Origin of the sequence: Streptomyces rubellus, from assembly GCF_036323805.1 — a bacterium.
In the GTDB taxonomy this organism is placed as follows: Bacteria; Actinomycetota; Actinomycetes; order Streptomycetales; family Streptomycetaceae; genus Streptomyces.
Genome location: NZ_JAZDCX010000014.1, coordinates 45,448 through 63,496 on the forward strand (window position 1 = coordinate 45,448; position 18,049 = coordinate 63,496).

Consider the following 18,049-nt stretch of genomic DNA (forward strand, 5'->3'; position numbering starts at 1 on the left):
AAGGCGGATTCCGGGAAGACGGTGGAGGCAGACTCTCCCCGCCGCCCCGGAGGTGTTCACCGGATGGCCCGGTCCGTCAGGTTCTCGCCCGCCCCGCGCCGGCTGCCCTCCGCGCGGTGGCTCGTCCCACCGCTGTTCCTGGTCCTCCTGCTCGCCGGGTTCCTGCTGGCCGGTCAGCTCCGCCTGCTTCCGGACCTGAGCAATCCCTTCGCCACCGAGACCGAGGACCGCACGGGTCCCGCGGTGTTGAAGTCCCTGCGGGACATGAGCCGCTACGAGGGCGCCTCCGGCACCTTCCAGGTCGTCGTCGATCTGGAGAAGGACGCGAAGTTCCTGCCGGACGCGGTGCGCGGCAGCCGGACCCTGTTCGTCGGCACCGGCAGCGTCGGCGCCTATGTGGACCTCGGCGGCCTCGGCGAGGACGCCGTCACGGTCACCGAGGACCGCGAGGGGGCGACGGTGCGGCTGCCGCACGCCCGGCTGGAGAAGCCCGCGCTGGACGTCGAGCGCTCGTACGCGGTGATGAAGGAGCGAGGGCTGCTCGACCGGCTCGGAGACCTCTTCTCCGGCAACCCGGGCGACGAACGCGAGGTGCACGAACTGGCGGCGGAGCGCATCGGCGAGGCAGCGAAGGAGAGCGGCCTGACGGCACGCGCCGAGCGGAACACCGAGGACATGCTGGAGAACCTGCTGCGCTCGCTGGGCTTCGAACGGGTCACCGTGTCCTTCGGCGAGCCGGACGGACGCGGCTGAGCGCCCGGGCAGCCCGCCCGCCGCCCTCCGGCGCGTCCCGGTCCCGTCCCCGTCCGGAGCCGGCGGGCCGGTTACCGTACGGCGACCGGTGACCGCGTCCGTCCGGGGCGGCACGTGCCGGAGGGCACCGGTTCGTGTTCCGTCCCGGCCGCGGGCTTGACCATGACACCGTGTGAGGCCCTGAAGTGTGAGGCACCATGTTCACCATCGGAGACTTCGCCAAGCACGGCAGGGTGTCGGTCCGCATGCTGCGGCACTACGACGCGATCGGTCTGCTGCGCCCCGCCCGTACCGACCCGGCCAGCGGCTACCGCTTCTACGAGGCGGGCCAGCTCGCCCGGCTCAACCGCGTCATCGCGCTGAAGGACCTCGGCCTCACCCTCCAGCAGGTGAAGTCGGTCCTCGACGAGCGGGTGAGCACGGAGGAACTGCGCGGGATGCTCAGGCTGCGGCGGGCGGAACTGGCGGCCGCGATGGCCGAGGCCGCCGCGCGGCTGGCCCGGGTCGAGGCGAGGCTCCGGACGATCGAGAGCGAGGGACACATGCCCGCCCACGACATCGTGGTCAAAAGCGTTCCCCCCGTCCGGGTGGCCGAGTTGAGCGGCATCGCCGACAGCTACGAACCCGAGGACATCACCCCGGTCATCCAGCCGCTCTACGAGGAGCTGTGCCGCCGCCTGGAGCGTGCGGGCATCATCCCCTCCGGGCCGGGCATCGCCTACTACGAGAGCGCCCCGGACCGGGAGGGGGCGGTGGTCGTGCACGCCGGCCTGACGGTCGCGGCGGCTCCCGGCGGCGGCCACGACTTCGAGATCGTGGACCTGCCCGGCATCGACCGCGCCGCCACCGTCGTGCACCGCGGCCCCATGGACGACATCCTGCCCACCGCCCAGGCGCTGGCCCGCTGGGTGGAGGGGAACGGCTACCGCTCGGCCGGCTACGCGCGGGAGCTGTACCTGGAGGTCCCCGAGGACAAGGGGAAGTGGGTGACCGAGCTCCAGGAGCCGATCGTCCCGGCCTGAACCCGGCACCGGTGTCCCGGTCCGTCCGCCGGAAGGCCGGGACACCGGCCTTCCGGCGGCGGGCCGACCAGGGCCGGGAGGATCCGCCGCGTGGCACCGCCCTCACCACGGATACCGGGCCGGGCGGCCGCTCGGCCGCGGGCGGGGGACGATGACTTTCTCCCGCCCGGCCGGTCTGCCCCGGTGGAACCCCCTATGACAGGAGGCGGGCCTTGGCGGGGCATGACGAACAGCGGACCGGACCGTGGACCGGACCGCGGACCGGGTGGCGCGGGCGCCGGGCAGGACGCGCCGGGCCGGAGCCGGCCGTCCTCGTGCTCGCGGCCGACCGGCCCGTCACCCGTGCCGACATCCCCCGGCTGTGCGAGCGGCTGCACCGGCTGCTGGAGGGCACCCGCGCCGACCCCGTCACCGTCGAGGCGGGCGAGCACTGTGCCGCGGACCTGGTCACGGTCGAGGCCCTGGCCCGGCTGCGGCTCACCGCCCGCCGGTTCGGACGCGGCCTCCGGCTGGCCCGCGCCGACCGCGCGCTGTGGTCCCTCCTGGCCTGGACGGGCCTGGACGGGCAGTTGTCCGGCCCCCCGGAAGAGGCCCCGGACAGGGCTCCGGACGAGTGGCCGGGGCCGGACGGCTCAGCGGGGACCGAGCCGCGGCGGCAGGCCGAACAGCGGGAACAGCCTGGCGGTGTCCAGGAACGAGTTGAGCGCGGTGATCCGCCCCTCTGACACCTCGATCACCTGGAGCGCCCAGGGGGTGAAACCGCCGTCCGGGGCGGGCCGGTACTGCCCGAACCCCTGGCAGCCGTTCGCCGCGACCGGGACCAGCCGTGACCCGCGGCAGCCCGCGCCGTGCCCGACCAGCCACGCCCGTATGTCGGCATGGCCGCGCAGCCACAGCTCGTAGGGGGGCATGGACAGTGTCGCGTCGTCGTGCAGCACCGCGGTGAGCGCGTCGAGGTCGTACTCCTCGAAGGCACGGACGTAGCGGGCCAGCAGGGCGCGCCGCTCCTCGTCCATGGCCTCCGCCCCGCCGGTGGGGGTGATGTCGCACGCGGCGAGCGTCGCCCGCGCCCGCTGGAGCGCGCTGTTGACCGACGCGACCGTGGTGTCCAGCAGCTCGGCGACCTCGTTCGCCCTCCAGCTCAGCACCTCCCGCAGGATCAGCACCGCCCGCTGCCGGGGCGCCAGGTGCTGCAGCGCGGCGACGAGCGCCAGCCGCACCGACTCCCGTGCCACCGCCGTCTCGGCCGGGTCGCCCGTCCCCGGCAGGATCCGGCCGTCGGGCATCGGCTCGATCCAGGTGGCCTCCGGCAGTGCCGGGCCGGGCGGCAGCTCCGCGCTTCCGGGGGACGACAGATCCATGGGCCGGGCGCGCCGCTGGCCGCTGCCGAGCATGTCCAGGCAGACGTTGGTGGCGATGCGGTACAGCCAGGACCGCAGCGAGGAGCGTCCCTCGAAGCGGTCCAGGGCCCGCCAGGCCCGCACCATCGTCTCCTGCACGGCGTCCTCCGACTCGAAGGCCGAGCCCAGCATCCGGTAGCAGTAGCCGGTCAGCTCCCGCCGGTACGGCTCCAGCCGCTCCGCCGCGGACTCGCGCGTCGCCGCGCGCCCGGCGCCCTGTGTCGTCGCGACGTGACTCATGGAGGCCCCCTGTCGACCCTGGAACGTGCCCGGCCGAATCGGTGACGGCACGGGCGGCACACCTTCTCCGGACCCGCCGGCCGCCGTGGCGGCCGACACTGCCCAGCAAACCACCGGCCACTGACAGTCGCCTCCGGGGCGGCGTTCCGGCCGGTCAGACCTCCGCACGTGCGGTCGTGGAGCGCCGCCGACGGCGGCGGCGGGGCACCCGGAGACGGCGCTTGAGCTCGTACAGCACCGGATGCCGGTCCCGCTCCTCCCGGGTGTAGCGGTCGAGCTCCTCCGCCAGGCGTGTCGAGCGCTTCTCCACGTCCAGCTCGTCGAGCAGCCGGTCGGCCTCGGCCAGCAGCGCGCCCTGCAGATGCCACTGGCGCGGGTGCTCCTGGGTGCGGGCGAGCAGCAGGTGCGCGACCTTCTCCCGGCTGGCGCGGCCCGCCTCCATCGCCTCGGCCAGCCGGTTCTCCGCCTTCTCGGAGCTGCTGCTGAGCGGGCTGGTGACCAGGACGGCGAAGTTGTGCACGGCGTCGGCCAGATGGTCGAACAACTCCTCGGTCGCCGCCGCGACGTCGGGCGGGAACAGCGGTTCGTCCCTGCGGTGTGCGGCCAGGTCGGTCAGGGTCCGCGACATCGCCCTCGTGACGGCGGTGCAGATCTCCAGGGTGTCCAGACCGGTCCGCAGCACGACCCGGGACAGCAGCCCCTCCTTCACCCGGGGATTGAGCCGCAGGCTCTCCTCGGCCTGTACGAGCGCCTCGTCGACCCGGGTGATGTCGTTGTCCAGCCGGCGCGCCTCGTGGAGCCGGGCGGCGGCGCGGTGCACCGGGACCGGGGAGCCCAGCGGCTCGCGCATGCGCAGCAGCAGCCCGCGCACCCGCCCGGCGAGGTCCTGCAGCGCCTCCTCTGCGGGCTGCACCCACACCGGGGGCACGAACAGCAGGTTGAACAGCAGGCCGACCGCGGCGCCGATCAGGGTCTCCAGCACCCGGTTCAGGGCCAGGTCCGTGGCCCGGGTCACCCCCAGCACCAGCATGGCGCTGATCGCCACCTCGTTGATGAAGTCGCCCGCCCGCACCAGATGGCCGACGACCAGGGCGGTGAGGATGAGCAGGCCCAGACTCCACCAGCTCAGCCCCACCAGGGCGCTGAAGCCGACGGCGACCGTGACGCCCGCGACCACGGCGTTGACGCGGGTGATGCCGCTGGTGATCGTGGCGTACAGGGTGACCTGGACCACCAGCAGCGCGGTCAGCGGGGCCAGCAGCGGGGCACGGGCGTCGGTCAGCCACAGCGCGGCCGCGTAGGCGATGGTGGCGGCGGCGGTGGAGCGCAGGGTCTGCACCACCACGGGTTCTCTGCGCCGCCTGACCAGTTCGATCACGGGTCCGGGAACATCGGGCACAATTACGGCCTTTCCCGTCCGGAGAAGATCGACACGGGTCGTTTTCCCGCCGTACCGGCCCCGTCCGCCGGCCGGTCGGCGTGTGCGACGGCGAAGACGCTGGTCACCCGCGCCGCACCGTTCTAGGTTGGCCCCTGGTACCCGTATCCGCACGACAAGTGCCCGCAGCAGGACACGACGCACGGCAGGAGCAACCTCACATGGCAGACGTCTCGCCCGCCTCCGACAGGCGGGTGCCGCCGCAGATCGACACCACCGTGCCGCACTCGGCCCGGATCTGGAACTACTGGCTGGGCGGCAAGGACTACTACGAGGTCGACCGGCGGGCGGGCGACCAGTTCGCCGCCAACTTCCCCGCCATCGCCGACACCGCCCGGGCGTTCCGGGAGTTCCTGGGCCGTGCCATCCACCACCTGGCCGGCGAGGTGGGCGTCCGGCAGTTCCTGGACGTCGGCACCGGACTGCCGACCGCCGACAACACCCACGAGGTCGCCCAGCGCGCCGCGCCCGACGCCCGGATCGTCTACGTCGACAACGACCCCCTCGTCCTGGCCCACGCCCGCGCCCTGCTCACCTCCACCCCCGAGGGCGCCACCGACTACGTCCACGCCGACCTGCACGACACCGACCGCATCCTGGCCGAGGCCGCCCGCACCCTGGACCTCGACAAGCCCGTCGCCCTGATCCTCAGCGGCATCCTCGGCCACCTCGCCGACCACGAGGAGGCGCGGTCGGTCGTGCGGCGGCTGCTGGACGCCCTGCCGCCGGGCAGCCATCTGGTGGTCTGCGACGGCACGAACACCCACGAGGTGCTCAACGAGGCGCAGGAGCAGCACAACGAGGGCGGCGCGTCCCAGTACCACCTGCGCAGTCCCGAGCAGATCGCCGGTTACTTCGACGGTCTGGAACTGCTGGAGCCCGGTGTGGTGCCGTGCTCGCGGTGGCGTCCGGAGACCAGCACCACGGGAGTCCTGACCGAGGCGCACGCCTACAGCGGGGTGGGCCGCAAGCCGTAGCGGACGCCCGCCGCCGGGGGGCCGGAGCCGCGGCCCCCCGGCCTCCTCCCGGGCCGGCGGGGTCCGCCGGCCGCCCGTACGGCCCGCGCCGGATGTCTGGGAGGCGGGGAAAGGGGTACCCGGCGGTGCCGGACGGCGGTCGGCCGGAGGTGCCGGGACCGCCGGAGACCGGCCCAGGCGGTGAGAGGGCAGCGAGGCGATGAACGCGACCGGCCGGGCACAGGAGCCCGGTGTCCTGCGGGCGATCTTCGAGGATCTGGGCGCCGGGGTGTTCGCCGCGGACGCCACCGGAAGGGTGATCGCCGCCAATCCCCGCGCGGAGCAGCTCGCGGCCCGTCCGGCGCCGGAGATGCTCGGCCGCAACCTGCACGACCTGCTGCACCGCAACGCGGACGGCAGCGGGATCCCCCGTGAGCGGTGCCGGATGCTGCGGGTGCTCGCCGACGGCAGACCGGCCGAGGGCAGCGACGAGTACCTGCTGCGGGGCGACGGCGTCACCGTGCCGATCATCTGGTCCGCCTCCCGGCTTCGGCTGGCCGGGGAGCCGGACGGGCTGGTGCTCGTCTTCCACGACTTCAGCGTCCGCCGGGCCGCGGAGGAGCAGACGGCGGCCCATCTGGCGGCGCTGGAGACCCTGACCGCGCGGCTGACGCTGGTGGCCGAGGTCTCCAGCGTCCTCATCTCCAGCCTGGACGTCCCCTCGGTGCTGCGGCGGGTGGGACGGCTGCTGGTGCCGGAACTCGCCGACTGGACGGCGGTGGACGTCCACACCGGCCAGCCGGGCGAGGTGCGGCGGATCGCCGTCCACAGCGGCACCGACCCGGTGTCCGCCGGGGAACTGGAGGGCTCGCTGCCGCCCCTGCCCGAGACGTCCGGCGCGCCCCTGGCCCGCGCGCTGCGCGGCAACCGTCCGGTCCCGGTGAGCGCCGCGGACACCCGCGGGTCCGCACGGGAGCCCGACACCCCGTTCACGGCCGCCCACCGGCAGCTCTTCGAACGGCTCGGCGGGCACAGCGCGGTCGTGGTGCCGCTGCACAGCCGCAGGCAGGTCTACGGGGCCCTGACGGCGGCCCGTACCGGGGACTCCCCGCTCTACAGCGAGGACGAGACGATGGTCCTCGCCGACATCGGCCGCCGGGCCGGACTGGCGATGGACAACGCCCGCCTCTTCGACCAGCAGCGCCATGTCGCCGAGGCCATGCAGCGCCAGCTCCTGACCCCGCTGCCGCAGGTCGACCACCTGCGGATGGCGGCCCGCTACCGGCCCGCCGAGGTGGCCGCCGAGATCGGCGGGGACTGGTACGACGCCTTCCTGCTGGCCGACGGGGCCGTCACCATGGTCATCGGGGACGTGGTGGGGCACGACCTGCAGGCGGCCGCCCACATGGCCGAGGTGCGCAACATGCTGCGTGCCCTGGCCTGGGACCGGCAGGAACCCCCCAGCCTGGTCATGCGCCGGCTGGACGAGGCCATGACCAACACCAGCGACGCCCCCATGGCCACCGTCGTCCTCGCCCGGGTGGAGGGTGACGAAGGGGGTCCCTGGCAGCTGCACTGGGTCAACGCCGGGCACCCTCCGCCGCTGCTGGTCGCCGCCGACGGCCGGACCCGCTGGCTGGAGGGCGGCCACGGCCCGCTGCTGGGCATGAGCGCGACCCTGCGGCTGGGGCTGTCCTGGCCCGACGCCCGCGAGAACCTGCCCCCGGAGTCGACGGTGCTGTTCTACACCGACGGTCTGGTGGAGAGCCGCGCCCGGCCGGTCGACACCGGTATGGCCCTGCTGTGCCGCCATGCCGCGGCCCTGGCCCGCAGCGACGTGGAGGACCTCTGCGACGAACTGCTGGAGCGCATGGACCCCCGCGGCGACGACGTGGCCCTGCTCGCACTGCGGCTGCCGCCGTACGGGGCCGGCGCCCCGGGTGACGACACTCCGCAGCCGGCGCGGGAGCGGCGCGCGCACAGTCCGGCCGACGCCTCCAGGTCGGCCCCCGGGGCCGAGGCGCTGGGCGCCGACGAGGTGTTCGCGGACGCGCCCCGGGGCACCGCCCGGCCACCCCTGCCCTGACCGCTCCGGCCGCCGGGCCGGGTGGCCCGCGCGGCGGGCACCCGGCCGGTACGGCATTCGGGTCGTGGTGATGCGAGATCCCCGGACGTGGGTGATGCTGGCAGGCGAGCCGGTACATATGCGTTCATATTGGACGGATATGGCTGCCGAGACTCCGGCTCGGTCCGTGCCGGTGAACCGGACGGCGCCACCGACGACCCGTGAGGAACATCGTGTCAGAACGCAACACCTTCGCCCGGAGCCTGCACGACCTCGGCCTGGGAGCCTGGTTCGGCGGATCGCTGATGGGAGTCATCGGCCTCAACGGCGCCGCCGCCGACGAGGACACCGCCGACCGCGACCGGGTCTCCACCAACGGCTGGGCCAAATGGACCCCGGTCAACGCCGCCGCGATCGCCGCCCACCTGATCGGCGGCACCGTCATCCTGGCGGCCAACGCCCGCCGGGTGCAGTACCAGCGCGGCGTCGACGTCTCCACCGCGGCGAAACTCGCCGCCACCGGGGCGGCGATGGCCGCGACCGCCTACACGCGGGTCCTGGGCAAGCGCCTGGAGAGGGCCACCGAGCCGGGGCCCGACGGCGGCGGCGAGGGCACCGAGGACCTGATGTCCGCCGACGACGCGCGGCGTCAGCTGCACATCGCCCAGTGGGCGGTCCCCGCGCTGACCGGTGTCGTGATGGTGCTCAACTCCCTCCACGGCGAGCAGCAGCGCCCGGAGGAGCAGCGGCGAGGGGTCCTGCAGCGGGTCACCGGGCGAGATGTCCCCTGATCCGCTTCCGCCCCGTACGTCCGGCGCCGGTACCGCCGCGGCGCGGTACCGCCGGACGCCGACCCGCAGGAAGGCGAACCATGCACGAGCCGGCCGGTGAGGGACCCGCACGGCGGCTGGGAGCGGCCGTCGTGGGCCTGGGCGGCGCGGTGGCCACGACGGCCGTGGCCGGTGTCGAACTGCTCAGGCTCGGCGGCTGCGGACCGGAGGGCCTCCCCCTGGCGGCGCGCGGCGACCTGGTGCCCTACGACGCCCTGGTCTTCGGCGGCTGGGACGTGTCCGCCGACGATCTGGCGAAGGCGGCCCATCTGCACGGTGTCCTGGACCCGGCCCAGATCGAGGCCGTGGCCCCCCGGATGCAGCGGCTGCGCCCCTGGCCGGCCGTCGCGGACCCGGCGTACTGCCGCGGGGTGACCGGGGCGAACGTCGCGACGGCCGGCACCCCGCGCGAGCGGGCCGAACGGATCCGGGCGGACCTGCGGGGCTTCCGGGCCGAACAGGGCCTGGACACGGTGGTCGTGGTCAACCTGGCCTCGACCGAGCGCCGGCCGGACCCGGCCGCGCCGGCGCTCGCCTCCCCCGAGGCGTTCGAGGAGGCGCTCGACCGGGGGGACGAGGCCGTCACCCCGGCCATGGTGTACGCCTACGCGGCCCTGCGGGAGGGCATGCCGTACGTGAACTTCACCCCCAGCGTCGGGGCCGACGCGCCGGCCCTGGCCGAGCTGGCCGAGCGGCTGGGGGTGCCGGTCGCCGGCAAGGACGGCAAGACCGGGCAGACCCTGCTCAAGACCGTGCTCGCCCCCGCGCTGCGGTCCCGCGCGCTGCGGGTGGAGGGCTGGTACTCCACCAATCTGCTGGGCAACCGGGACGGCCGGGCGCTGGAGGACCCGGACTCGCTGGCCAGCAAGACGGCCACCAAGGGCGCGGCGCTGGACGCCCTGCTGGGCTACCCGGTCGAGGACCATCTGGTCCGCATCGAGTACTACCGGCCGCGCGGGGACCGGAAGGAGGCGTGGGACAACGTCGATCTGGTGGGCTTCCTCGGCCACCGCATGCAGCTGAAGATCGACTTCCTGTGCCGGGACTCCGTCCTGGCCGCGCCGCTGGTGCTGGAGCTGGTCCGGCTGCTCGCGGAGGCGCGGCGCCGGGGTGAGCGGGGGCCGCAGGAGCAGTTCGGGTTCTTCTTCAAGGCCCCGGCGACCCGCGACGGACGCGTGCCGGAGCACGCCCTGCACCGCCAGGAGCACCGGCTGCTGGAGTGGCTGGACCGCACCGGCGCGCCGGAGGTCGTACGGCCGTGACGCACACCGCATCCCGGGCGGCGCGGGGCGTGCCCGGGGAACCTCCCGCGGCGTTGCCGCGGCGGGCGCTGCGCGCCGCCGCACCGCTGTTCCGCGAGATCGGCGACCTCAAGCGGGTACGCACCGCCGGGTGCGCGGGCTCGGCCGCCGAGCGCTCCTTCCTGCGGGCCTGGGCGGCGCTGGCCCGGGGCGCCGACCCCGGCGAGGTCGCCGCCGCCGAGTGCGCCGCCGCCGTGGCCGGCGCGCGCCTGGCCGGGGTGGACGGCCCGGTGCTGCGGCGCTGCGGACTCGGCGAGCGGGAGGCCGCCGACGTGCTGCGGCGCTCGGTGGAGGCGCACCGTGCCCGGCTGGAGCCGCGGACCCTGGCCCGGCTGGCGGAGGCGCTGCCCGGCCTGGTGGCCGAGCCCCCCGGACCGTCCGGCGCCGACGGGGCGCCGCGGTTCGCGCGGGCCCTGTGCGCCCAGCCCCGGGCCGGCGCCACCCGTCCGGGACGACCGCGGCTGATGGCCGAACCGGCCGAGAGCCACGGCGACCACTGCTGGGCCACCGCGGTCTGCGCGGCGCTGCTGGCGGACGCGTTCGGCGCCGATCCGGCGGACGTCTTCCTCCTCGGTCTCGCCCACCACCTGCACAACGCCGTCCTGCCCGACGCCGGGTTCGCCGGCGAGGAACTGCTGGGCGAGCACCTGCCCGGCATCACCGCCCGGCTGACCGACCGCGCGCTGGCCGGGCTGCCCGCCCCCCTCGCGGCCCGGCTGACCGGCCTGCTGGACGCCCGCGAGGAGACCGCGCGGCCGGTCTCCCGCGCCTTCCAGGCCGCCGACGTCCTGGACCGGGTGCTGCAGGTGCGCCATCACGCGCGCGCCGCGGCCTTCACCGCCGAGCAGGCACTGGGGGAGATGCGCCTGGTGCACGACTCCCCGGTGGCGGACTTCCACCACGCGGTGCTGGCCGCGGCGGGAACGGGGGAGCCGGGGGAGCCCGAGCGGCCCGGACGGGAGTCCCGATGAGCGACACGGTGCGCGGCGGACCGGCCGACCGGAGAAGAGTCCGGGAAACAGCCGGGGAAACAGCCCCGGAGACGGCCGGCCTGGTCAGCCCAGCCAACGGGGCACCGCTGGTTCCCTGCGGCCCGGGCCTGCTGTCCGACGGGGAGCGGCGCTGGCCGGTCGTCGCGGGCGTCCCCTGGCTGCGCGCCGGACGTGAGGAACTGCGCGAGCGGGCGGCCGGCGCGCTCGCCCGCGGTGACGTCACCGGGGCCGCGGTGGCGCTGCTCGCCGACGCCGACGACTGGTGGGACCGCCCGCAGCCGCCCGCCGGGCGGCTGCGGGCCGCGCTGGCCGCGCCCACCCTGCGCGAGGCGGTCCGGCTGCTGGACATGGGCCGGGTGGGGGACTACTTCCTGCACCGGTGGAGCGACCCGACCTGGCTGGCCGTCCTCGCCCTGACGGACCGCCATCCCCCCGGGGGGCTGCCGGTGCTGGAGGCGGCCTGCGGAGCGGGCCACCTGCTGCGCGAGCTGGTGCTGCGCGGGCACCGCGAGGTGACGGGGATCGACGTCGTCTTCGCCAAGCTGTGGCTGGCCCGGCGCTTCGTCGCCCCCACCGCCCGGCTGGTCTGCGCGGACCTCACCGCGCCCTGGCCCCTCCTGCCGCGCGGCCCGGCGTACGTGGCGTGCCACGACGCGCTGTACTTCCTGCCGGACAAGCACCGGGTCGTCCACCGCGCCTGCCTGCGCGCCGACCGCGACGGCGGCGGCGCCGTCGTCCTGGGGCACTGCCACAACGCCCTGGTCCCGGGCCAGGGCGCGGGACTCCCGCTGGACCCGGCCGGCTGGCGGTCGCTGCTGCCGCACGCCCTGTGCTACGACGACGCCGAACTGACCCGGGCGGCGCTGGAGGGGACCGCGCCCGCACCCCGGTCCGAGCGGGAGCTGGCCGGCAGCGCGGCGCTGGCGCTGGTGGACGCCCCGGCCCCGCCGCCCGTGCACCGCCCCGGCAGGTTCCTGCGGCCCGTCGGGGGCCGGCCCCTGCGGCTCAACCCCCTCTACCGCGGCGGACGGCGGCACTGGCCGGGGGAGCGCTGGCGGGCCGAGTACGCCGTGTCCTCCCCGGTCGGCGCCGCCGACTACCTGCCCGAGCGCGTACGGCTGTCCGAGGACGTCCTCGCCGACGCCCGGGCCGGCCGGCTCACCCCCGAGGTGCTGGAGTACGCCCGCCGCCGGGTGCTGCTGGACCTGCCGGAGCGGTGGTGAGCGCGGTGCGTCCCACCGGACGGCGGGCACCGGGGGAGGGCCGGGAGGGCCGGGCCGGCTGCGCCTGGGGGATCGTCGGCTGCGGCTGGGTGGCCCGGGACCACTTCCTGCCCGGACTGCTCCAGGCCGCCCGCGGACATCCGGACGCGCCCCCGCGGCTGGTCGCGGCGGCCGACCCGGACCCGGCCGCCGCCGCCCGGCTGGCGCGGCGGGCGCCCGGCGCGAGCACCGCCGCGGACACCGGGGAACTGCTGGCCCGGCACCGGCCGGACGCGGTGTACGTCGCCGTGCCCAACCACGCGCACCGCCGGGTCGTCGAGGAGGTCGCCGCTGCCGGGACACCGGTGCTGTGCGAGAAGCCGCTGGCGGCGGGCCTCGCCGACGCCGAGGCGCTGGTCGCGGCCTGCCGCCGGGCGGGAGTGCTCGCGGGCACCGCCTACGACCAGCGCTTCCATCCGGCCCACCGGGTCATGGCGGACCTGGTGGCCGCCGGGGAGCTGGGCACGGTCACCGCGCTGCGGGTCGTCTACTGCTGCTGGCTGCCGCCTGCCTGGTCGCCGGACGGCCGCCGGTACGACAACTGGCGCACGGACCCGGCGCGCGCCGGCGGCGGCGCGCTGCTCGATCTCGCCCCGCACGGGCTGGACCTGGCGGGAATGCTGCTCGGCGGGGACGATGTGGAGCACCTGGCGGCCGTGGCGCAGCACCGGGTGCATCCCTACCCGGTCGACGACGGGGCCGTGCTGGCCGGCCGCACCCGAGGCGGGGTCCTCTTCGGCGCGCACGTCGCCTACAACGTCCCCGAGACCCCCGGAACCCCCGAGACCCCCGGGACCCCCGGGACCCCCGGGACCCCCGGGACGCCCGGGGCGCCGCCGCGCCGCAGACTGGAGATCACCGGCACCCGCGGGACACTGACCGCGCTCGACACCCTCGGGCAGGACCCCGGCGGAACGGTGGAGCTGGCCGACGCCCGCGGCGGCCCGCCGACACCGGTCCGCTTCGACACCTCGCTGTCGCCCTTCACCCGCCAGACCGAGGAGTTCTCGGCGGCCGTGGCGGCCGTGGCGGCGGGCGTCCCGCCGGGGTCCGCCTGGCCGTGGCCGCTGGAGCGGGACCTGGCCCTGCACCGCCTGCTGCTCACGGCGACGGACCGGGCGGGCACCGCGCCCCCGCCGGTGCCCGCGGGACCGGAACCGCCGCACGCCGCCCCGGAGGGTGTCCGATGACCCTGCGCCCGTACGCCTGCGCCGGCTGCGGCCACTGGCAGCGGTGGTTCGCCCCGCCGCCCGACTGCCCCGTCTGCCGCGACGTGCGCAACGCCCTGCCCGAGGACGGCTGGGAGCTGCTGACGGAGAAGACGGTGGCCGGCCGGCTCACCGCCCGCCGGCACCGGCCGGCGGAGGGGGTCACCGGGTTCACCACCGACCCGCCCTTCGGCCTGGGGTCCACCGGCTGGCTGATCGGGACGCCGGAGGGCAACGTCGCCTGGGAGGCCGCGCCGTACTACCCGCCCGAGGCGCTGGCCGAGATCGGCGCGCTGGGCGGCATCGCCCGGCTGGGCGCCAGCCATGTGCACGGCTACGGGGCCCTGTGGCAGCTCCAGGAGCGGTTCGAGCCGCCCGTCGTCGCCGTCGGGGTGGCGGACCTGGAGTGGACGAAGGCCTTCCGGGTGACCTGGCCCGTGGACGAGGAGCTGGAGCTGGCCCGGGGCCTGACGGTGTACCGCACCGGCGGGCACTTCCCCGGCCACTGCGTGCTCCACGACGCGGAGCGGGGGATCCTGTTCTGCGGGGACGCGCTCAAGGCCGACCTGGACGACGGCGGCGCCCCGCGCGCCCTGTCCTGCCACAAGGCCTACCACGCCCGGATCCCGCTCTCCCACGCCGAACTGCGCGTCTACCGGGAGGTGATCGGGCGGCTGGACTTCCACGCGGTGGCCACTCCCTTCGAGTTCGCCGCCCCGGTGACCACCGGGGACGTGCTGCGCCTGTTCGACCGGCAGCTGTCCGGACGGCCCGGCACGGCGCCCGTACCGCTGGAGGACCTGCGGTGAGCACCGACGCGAACACCCACGCGAGCACCGGCACGAGCACCGGGGAAAGCACCGAGAGGAACGCCGCGGTCCGCGCCTACCGCCGGGCCCTGGGCCCCGGCCGCTGCGGCGACTTCGACATCGGCGCCCTGGACCGCACCGGCGTCCCCGTCGTCTCGGCCGACCACACCGACCCGGCGGGGAGACGCCACGCGGCCTGCGGCTACGGCGCCGCCCCGGAACAGGCCCGTACCGGCGCCTACGGCGAACTCGCCGAGGAGGTGCTGCCCGCCCGCAGGCTGGCCGTCCTGCCGCGCCGCCGGGCCTCCTACGCGGAACTGGTGCGCGAACGCGGCCGCGACCGGGTCGCCGACCCCGTCTCCCTGATCCTGCCCGCCGGCGCCGACTACACCGACGACCGCCCCCTGGAGTGGGTCCCCGCCCGGCGGCTGCGCACCGGCGAGGAGGTGCTGGTACCCGCCGAGTTCGCCGCCTGCGACCCCGGCGACCTGCCCGGCGGCCCCCCGCCGGGCGGCTGGCTGACCACCCCGGTCACCAACGGGCTGGGCGCCGGCGACACGCGCGAGCGCGCCCTGTCCCACGCCCTGCTGGAGATCCTCCAGCGCGACGGGAACGCCACCGCCCACCGGGCGATGGACCGGGGCGTGGTGATCGAACCGGACGAGGTGGCCGACCCCGTCACCCGGCGGGTGCTCGACCGGCTGTGGTCGGCGGGCGTGTCGGTCCTGCCCAAGCTGGCCTCCACCGCCTTCGGCATGGCCGACGTCCATGTGGTCGGCACCGACGCCGACCCCGCGGCGCCGCCGCTGGCGCTCACCGCCTGCGGTGAGGCCGCCCACCCGGACCGGGAGACGGCGCTGCGCAAGGCGGTGCTGGAGTACGCCTCCTCCCGGGTCCGCAAGATCTTCTTCCACGGTCCGCTGGAGACGGCCGCCCGGGTCGCCCCGCCCGGCTACCTGGAGCGCGAGCTGTCCGCGCCCGTCCCCGCCCAGGAACCGCGGGCCCTGGCGGCGATGGCCGCCTGGGCGGCTCTGGACGCCCCGCGGCTGCGGGCCCTGCTGGAGCCGGTCGTGCTGGCACGGCGCTCCACCGTGCCCTTCTCCGCGCTGCCCACCGTGGCGGCGGGCGCCCTGGCGGACCCCGCCGCGCTCCTGGCGGACCTGCTGGAGCGGCTCGCGGACTTCGACGTGCTGGTGTTCGAGGCGGGTGGGCCGGCGGCGTGGGCGGTCAAGGTCCTGGTGCCCGGTACGGAGGTGGAGACCATGTCGTACGGACGTGTCGGCGAACGCGGTGTGCGGCGGCTGCTGGAGCGCGGGTCGGACCTGGCCGGGGTGGGCCCGCCGCCCGGTCCCGGGGCGCGGCCGGTGCACCTGCGGCCGGAGGCGCGCGAGCGGCTGGGCGGGCCTGCCTGGTTCGACGCGGCGGCCGCACGGCGGGTGGTGGGGCCGCTGTACCCGCTCTACCGCGAGCCCGCCCGGCACGCGGTGGCCCGGCTGGCGGCCGGAGGCGCGCGATGAGCGCGGCGGGCGGCCTGCGCTACGCCTACAACACCAACGGGATGACCTCCCACCGGCTGACGGACGCCCTGGCGCTGCTGGCGGACAGCGGCTACGACGGGGTCGCGCTCACCGTGGACGTGGCACACCACGATCCCTTCGCCCCCGGCCTGGCCGCCCGTACCGCCGCACTGGCCCGCCGTCTGGACCGGCTGGGCCTGGCCGTCACCGTGGAGACCGGCGCCCGCTTCCTGCTCGATCCCCGGCGCAAGCACGAGCCGACTCTGGTCACCGCCGACCCCGCGGGCCGGGCCCGCCGGCTGGCGTTCCTGCGGCTGTGCGCGGACATCGCCGCGGACCTCGGCGGCGAGGCGGTGTCGTTCTGGGCGGGGGTGCCGGCCCCCGGCACGGACGCCTCCCCGGGCGGGGTGGCCTGGCGGCACCTGGTGGAAGGGACGCGCGCCGTCGTCGAGTACGCGGCCGGGCGCGGGGTGACGGCGGCCTTCGAACCCGAGCCGGGCATGCTGGTGCAGGACTGCGCGGACTGGCGCCGGCTGGCCGCCGAGGTGCCCGGGCTGCGGCTGGCCCTGGACACCGGCCACTGCCTGGTGACCGGGGCCCTGTCACCGCCGGACGCGGTCCGGGCCCGCGCCCGCGACCTGGGCGCGGTCGCCGTGGAGGACATGCCGCGCGGCCGCCACGAGCACCGTGCCCCGGGCGAGGGGGACATGGACCTGCCCGCCGTGCTCGGGGCGCTGCGCGCCGTGGGGTACACCGGGCTGGTCTCCCTGGAACTGTCCCGCGACGCCCACCGCGCCGACACCCTGGTGCCCGCCGCGCTGGCGGCCCTGCGCCGCGCCGAGGCCCGCGCCCCCGCGGAGACCGTGGACACCTCCGCGGGCGCCGCCCCGGCCGCCGCTCCGGAAGGGGCCCGATGAGGATCTGCTTCGTCTCGCGGCGCTACTGGCCCGCCGTGTCGGGGATGAGCGCCTACGCGGAGAACCTGCTGCGCGCCCTGACCGCCGCCGGGCACGAGGTCACCCTGGTGGCCCAGTACCGCGGCGACCGGGCGGGCCGGGCCGTCTACGGCGGCGGCCCGCCGCCGCCCGGGCGGGTACCCGAAGGGGTGCGCCTGGTGGCGCTGGAGTCCCTGGGCGAGCAGGCCGTCAACCACGGCCGGCCGGCCGACTTCGAGGCCGATGTGGCGGCCCTGCGCGAGGCGGTGGCCGCCCTGCACGAGCGGGCCCCGCTGGACGTGGTGCACGCCCAGTACGGCTATCCGCCGGGACTGGCCGCGCTGGAGGCCTCCTACCTGCTGGGCGTCCCGGCCGTGGTCTCCGTCCAGGGCGGCGACGGGCACTGGGTCGGCACCTGCTGCGGCACTCATCGCGAGGCCATCCGGCGGGTCCTGCGCGAGGTCCCGGCCCTGCTGATCGGCTCCCGGTCCTTCGCGGCCGAGGTCGCCGAGCGCCACCGGATCCCGGCCGGGCGCTTCACCGTGGTGCCCGGTGCCACCGACACCGACCTCTTCCGGCCCCGGCCCGGCCGGGAGCCGGGCGCGGCGGGCGATCCGCCGGTGCTGCTGTACCACGGCCGGATCGACGCCCGCAAAGGCGTCTTCGAGCTGCTGGAGGCGGTACGACTGCTGCTCGCCCGGGGCAGGCGGCTGCGGCTGCTGGTCTCGGGCACCGGCCCGGACGCGGACGCCGTGGCCCGCCGGGCGCGGGAGCCGGAGCTGGCCGCAGCCGTGGAGGTGCTGGGCCCGGCGGGCTACCACGAGGCCCCGGCCGTGTACCACCGGGGAGACGTGTTCGTGAGCCCCACCTGGGCGGAGGGCTTCTCCAACACCATTCTGGAGGCCATGGCCACGGGCCTGCCGGTGGTCTCCACCCGGGCGGTCGGGGTGGTGGACTGCGTACGGGACGGTGTGAACGGGCTGCTGGTCCCGCCCCGCGACCCGGCCGCGCTGGCGGACGCCGTCGGCCGGCTGCTCGACGATCCGCGGCTGCGGGGCGCCCTGGCCCGCACCGCGCTGGACCAGGTGCGGCGGCACTGGTCCTGGCCGGTGGCCGCGGCGCGCATCGGCGCGGTCTACGAGCGGGTCCTCGGCGACTGGACACCGCACCGGCCCCCCGGCGCCGGCGTCCCCCTCCGGACGGCGGGGAGCGCCGACCCGGCCTGCCGGTTCCGCCGGGCCCCGCACCTGCTGTGAGTGCTCCCGTGCCCCCCGCGTCCCCACCCGCCCGGCCGACCGCCCGCCCGTCCACCCGTACGGCC

Annotated in this window: 16 protein-coding genes; 14 read left to right on the forward strand and 2 right to left on the reverse strand. The window is 76.3% G+C overall.

The window, feature by feature from the left end; genetic code table 11:
• The first annotated feature begins 63 nt into the window (after positions 1 to 63).
• From V1L54_RS17655 to V1L54_RS17665, 3 genes are all read left to right on the forward strand, one after another.
• A complete protein-coding gene (locus V1L54_RS17655; protein ID WP_330118993.1) occupies positions 64 to 753 on the forward strand; it encodes a DUF4230 domain-containing protein in 690 nt (229 codons plus the stop codon).
• Between the two features lie 197 nt (positions 754 to 950).
• Complete coding sequence (locus V1L54_RS17660) at positions 951 to 1,775, forward strand: MerR family transcriptional regulator (protein ID WP_330118994.1); 825 nt, start codon at positions 951 to 953, stop codon at positions 1,773 to 1,775.
• A gap of 212 nt (positions 1,776 to 1,987) precedes the next feature.
• Positions 1,988 to 2,500 (forward strand): STAS domain-containing protein, encoded by a 513-nt coding sequence (locus V1L54_RS17665; RefSeq protein ID WP_330118995.1) that lies wholly within the window; start codon positions 1,988 to 1,990, stop codon positions 2,498 to 2,500.
• Here V1L54_RS17665 and V1L54_RS17670 read toward each other — a convergent pair.
• Positions 2,408 to 3,415: a sigma-70 family RNA polymerase sigma factor gene (locus V1L54_RS17670; RefSeq protein WP_330118996.1), complete on the reverse strand. Its 1,008-nt coding sequence runs from the start codon at positions 3,413 to 3,415 to the stop codon at positions 2,408 to 2,410. The genes V1L54_RS17665 and V1L54_RS17670 overlap by 93 nt on opposite strands.
• Before the next feature lie 154 nt (positions 3,416 to 3,569).
• Positions 3,570 to 4,814, reverse strand: coding sequence for an FUSC family protein (locus V1L54_RS17675; RefSeq protein ID WP_330118997.1), 1,245 nt, complete (start codon positions 4,812 to 4,814; stop codon positions 3,570 to 3,572).
• A gap of 200 nt (positions 4,815 to 5,014) precedes the next feature.
• Between V1L54_RS17675 and V1L54_RS17680 the strand changes: the two genes are divergently transcribed.
• The 11 genes from V1L54_RS17680 to V1L54_RS17730 all read left to right on the forward strand — a co-directional run bounded on the left by V1L54_RS17680 (position 5,015) and on the right by V1L54_RS17730 (position 17,984).
• On the forward strand, positions 5,015 to 5,830 hold the full coding sequence (locus tag V1L54_RS17680) for an SAM-dependent methyltransferase (protein ID WP_330118998.1): 816 nt from the start codon (positions 5,015 to 5,017) through the stop codon (positions 5,828 to 5,830).
• 199 nt (positions 5,831 to 6,029) lie between these two features.
• A complete protein-coding gene (locus V1L54_RS17685; protein WP_330118999.1) occupies positions 6,030 to 7,895 on the forward strand; it encodes a SpoIIE family protein phosphatase in 1,866 nt (621 codons plus the stop codon).
• Between the two features lie 212 nt (positions 7,896 to 8,107).
• A complete protein-coding gene (locus tag V1L54_RS17690; protein WP_330119000.1) occupies positions 8,108 to 8,665 on the forward strand; it encodes a hypothetical protein in 558 nt (185 codons plus the stop codon).
• 80 nt (positions 8,666 to 8,745) lie between these two features.
• Positions 8,746 to 9,966 carry an inositol-3-phosphate synthase gene (locus V1L54_RS17695; RefSeq protein ID WP_330119001.1) on the forward strand — a complete coding sequence of 407 codons (1,221 nt, stop codon included), beginning with the start codon at positions 8,746 to 8,748 and terminating at the stop codon, positions 9,964 to 9,966.
• Entirely contained in the window at positions 9,963 to 10,976 is a 1,014-nt protein-coding gene (locus V1L54_RS17700; protein WP_330119002.1) for an HD domain-containing protein, read from the forward strand. The genes V1L54_RS17695 and V1L54_RS17700 overlap by 4 nt, the downstream gene beginning before the upstream one ends.
• Positions 10,973 to 12,220 carry a class I SAM-dependent methyltransferase gene (locus tag V1L54_RS17705; RefSeq protein WP_330119003.1) on the forward strand — a complete coding sequence of 416 codons (1,248 nt, stop codon included), beginning with the start codon at positions 10,973 to 10,975 and terminating at the stop codon, positions 12,218 to 12,220. The genes V1L54_RS17700 and V1L54_RS17705 overlap by 4 nt, the downstream gene beginning before the upstream one ends.
• Complete coding sequence (locus V1L54_RS17710; RefSeq protein ID WP_330119004.1) at positions 12,217 to 13,449, forward strand: Gfo/Idh/MocA family protein; 1,233 nt, start codon at positions 12,217 to 12,219, stop codon at positions 13,447 to 13,449. Before V1L54_RS17705 ends, V1L54_RS17710 begins: the two co-directional genes overlap by 4 nt.
• Positions 13,446 to 14,276: an MBL fold metallo-hydrolase gene (locus tag V1L54_RS17715; RefSeq protein ID WP_330119005.1), complete on the forward strand. Its 831-nt coding sequence runs from the start codon at positions 13,446 to 13,448 to the stop codon at positions 14,274 to 14,276. The genes V1L54_RS17710 and V1L54_RS17715 overlap by 4 nt, the downstream gene beginning before the upstream one ends.
• Positions 14,273 to 15,793 (forward strand): YcaO-like family protein, encoded by a 1,521-nt coding sequence (locus V1L54_RS17720; RefSeq protein WP_330119006.1) that lies wholly within the window; start codon positions 14,273 to 14,275, stop codon positions 15,791 to 15,793. Before V1L54_RS17715 ends, V1L54_RS17720 begins: the two co-directional genes overlap by 4 nt.
• Positions 15,790 to 16,710 carry a sugar phosphate isomerase/epimerase family protein gene (locus V1L54_RS17725; RefSeq protein WP_330119007.1) on the forward strand — a complete coding sequence of 307 codons (921 nt, stop codon included), beginning with the start codon at positions 15,790 to 15,792 and terminating at the stop codon, positions 16,708 to 16,710. The genes V1L54_RS17720 and V1L54_RS17725 overlap by 4 nt, the downstream gene beginning before the upstream one ends.
• Positions 16,707 to 17,984 carry a glycosyltransferase family 4 protein gene (locus V1L54_RS17730; RefSeq protein ID WP_330119008.1) on the forward strand — a complete coding sequence of 426 codons (1,278 nt, stop codon included), beginning with the start codon at positions 16,707 to 16,709 and terminating at the stop codon, positions 17,982 to 17,984. The genes V1L54_RS17725 and V1L54_RS17730 overlap by 4 nt, the downstream gene beginning before the upstream one ends.
• Positions 17,985 to 18,049: the final 65 nt, after the last annotated feature.

Excerpts from the sequence above, each read along its gene's own strand:
- V1L54_RS17655 (WP_330118993.1), top strand. The coding sequence starts at position 64 with ATGGCCCGGTCCGTCAGGTTCTCGCCCGCCCCGCGCCGGCTGCCCTCC.
- V1L54_RS17660 (WP_330118994.1), top strand. The coding sequence starts at position 951 with ATGTTCACCATCGGAGACTTCGCCAAGCACGGCAGGGTGTCGGTCCGC.
- V1L54_RS17670 (WP_330118996.1), bottom strand. The coding sequence starts at position 3,415 with ATGAGTCACGTCGCGACGACACAGGGCGCCGGGCGCGCGGCGACGCGC.
- V1L54_RS17680 (WP_330118998.1), top strand. The coding sequence starts at position 5,015 with ATGGCAGACGTCTCGCCCGCCTCCGACAGGCGGGTGCCGCCGCAGATC.
- V1L54_RS17685 (WP_330118999.1), top strand. The coding sequence starts at position 6,030 with ATGAACGCGACCGGCCGGGCACAGGAGCCCGGTGTCCTGCGGGCGATC.
- V1L54_RS17695 (WP_330119001.1), top strand. The coding sequence starts at position 8,746 with ATGCACGAGCCGGCCGGTGAGGGACCCGCACGGCGGCTGGGAGCGGCC.
- V1L54_RS17705 (WP_330119003.1), top strand. The coding sequence starts at position 10,973 with ATGAGCGACACGGTGCGCGGCGGACCGGCCGACCGGAGAAGAGTCCGG.
- V1L54_RS17715 (WP_330119005.1), top strand. The coding sequence starts at position 13,446 with ATGACCCTGCGCCCGTACGCCTGCGCCGGCTGCGGCCACTGGCAGCGG.
- V1L54_RS17725 (WP_330119007.1), top strand. The coding sequence starts at position 15,790 with ATGAGCGCGGCGGGCGGCCTGCGCTACGCCTACAACACCAACGGGATG.
- V1L54_RS17730 (WP_330119008.1), top strand. The coding sequence starts at position 16,707 with ATGAGGATCTGCTTCGTCTCGCGGCGCTACTGGCCCGCCGTGTCGGGG.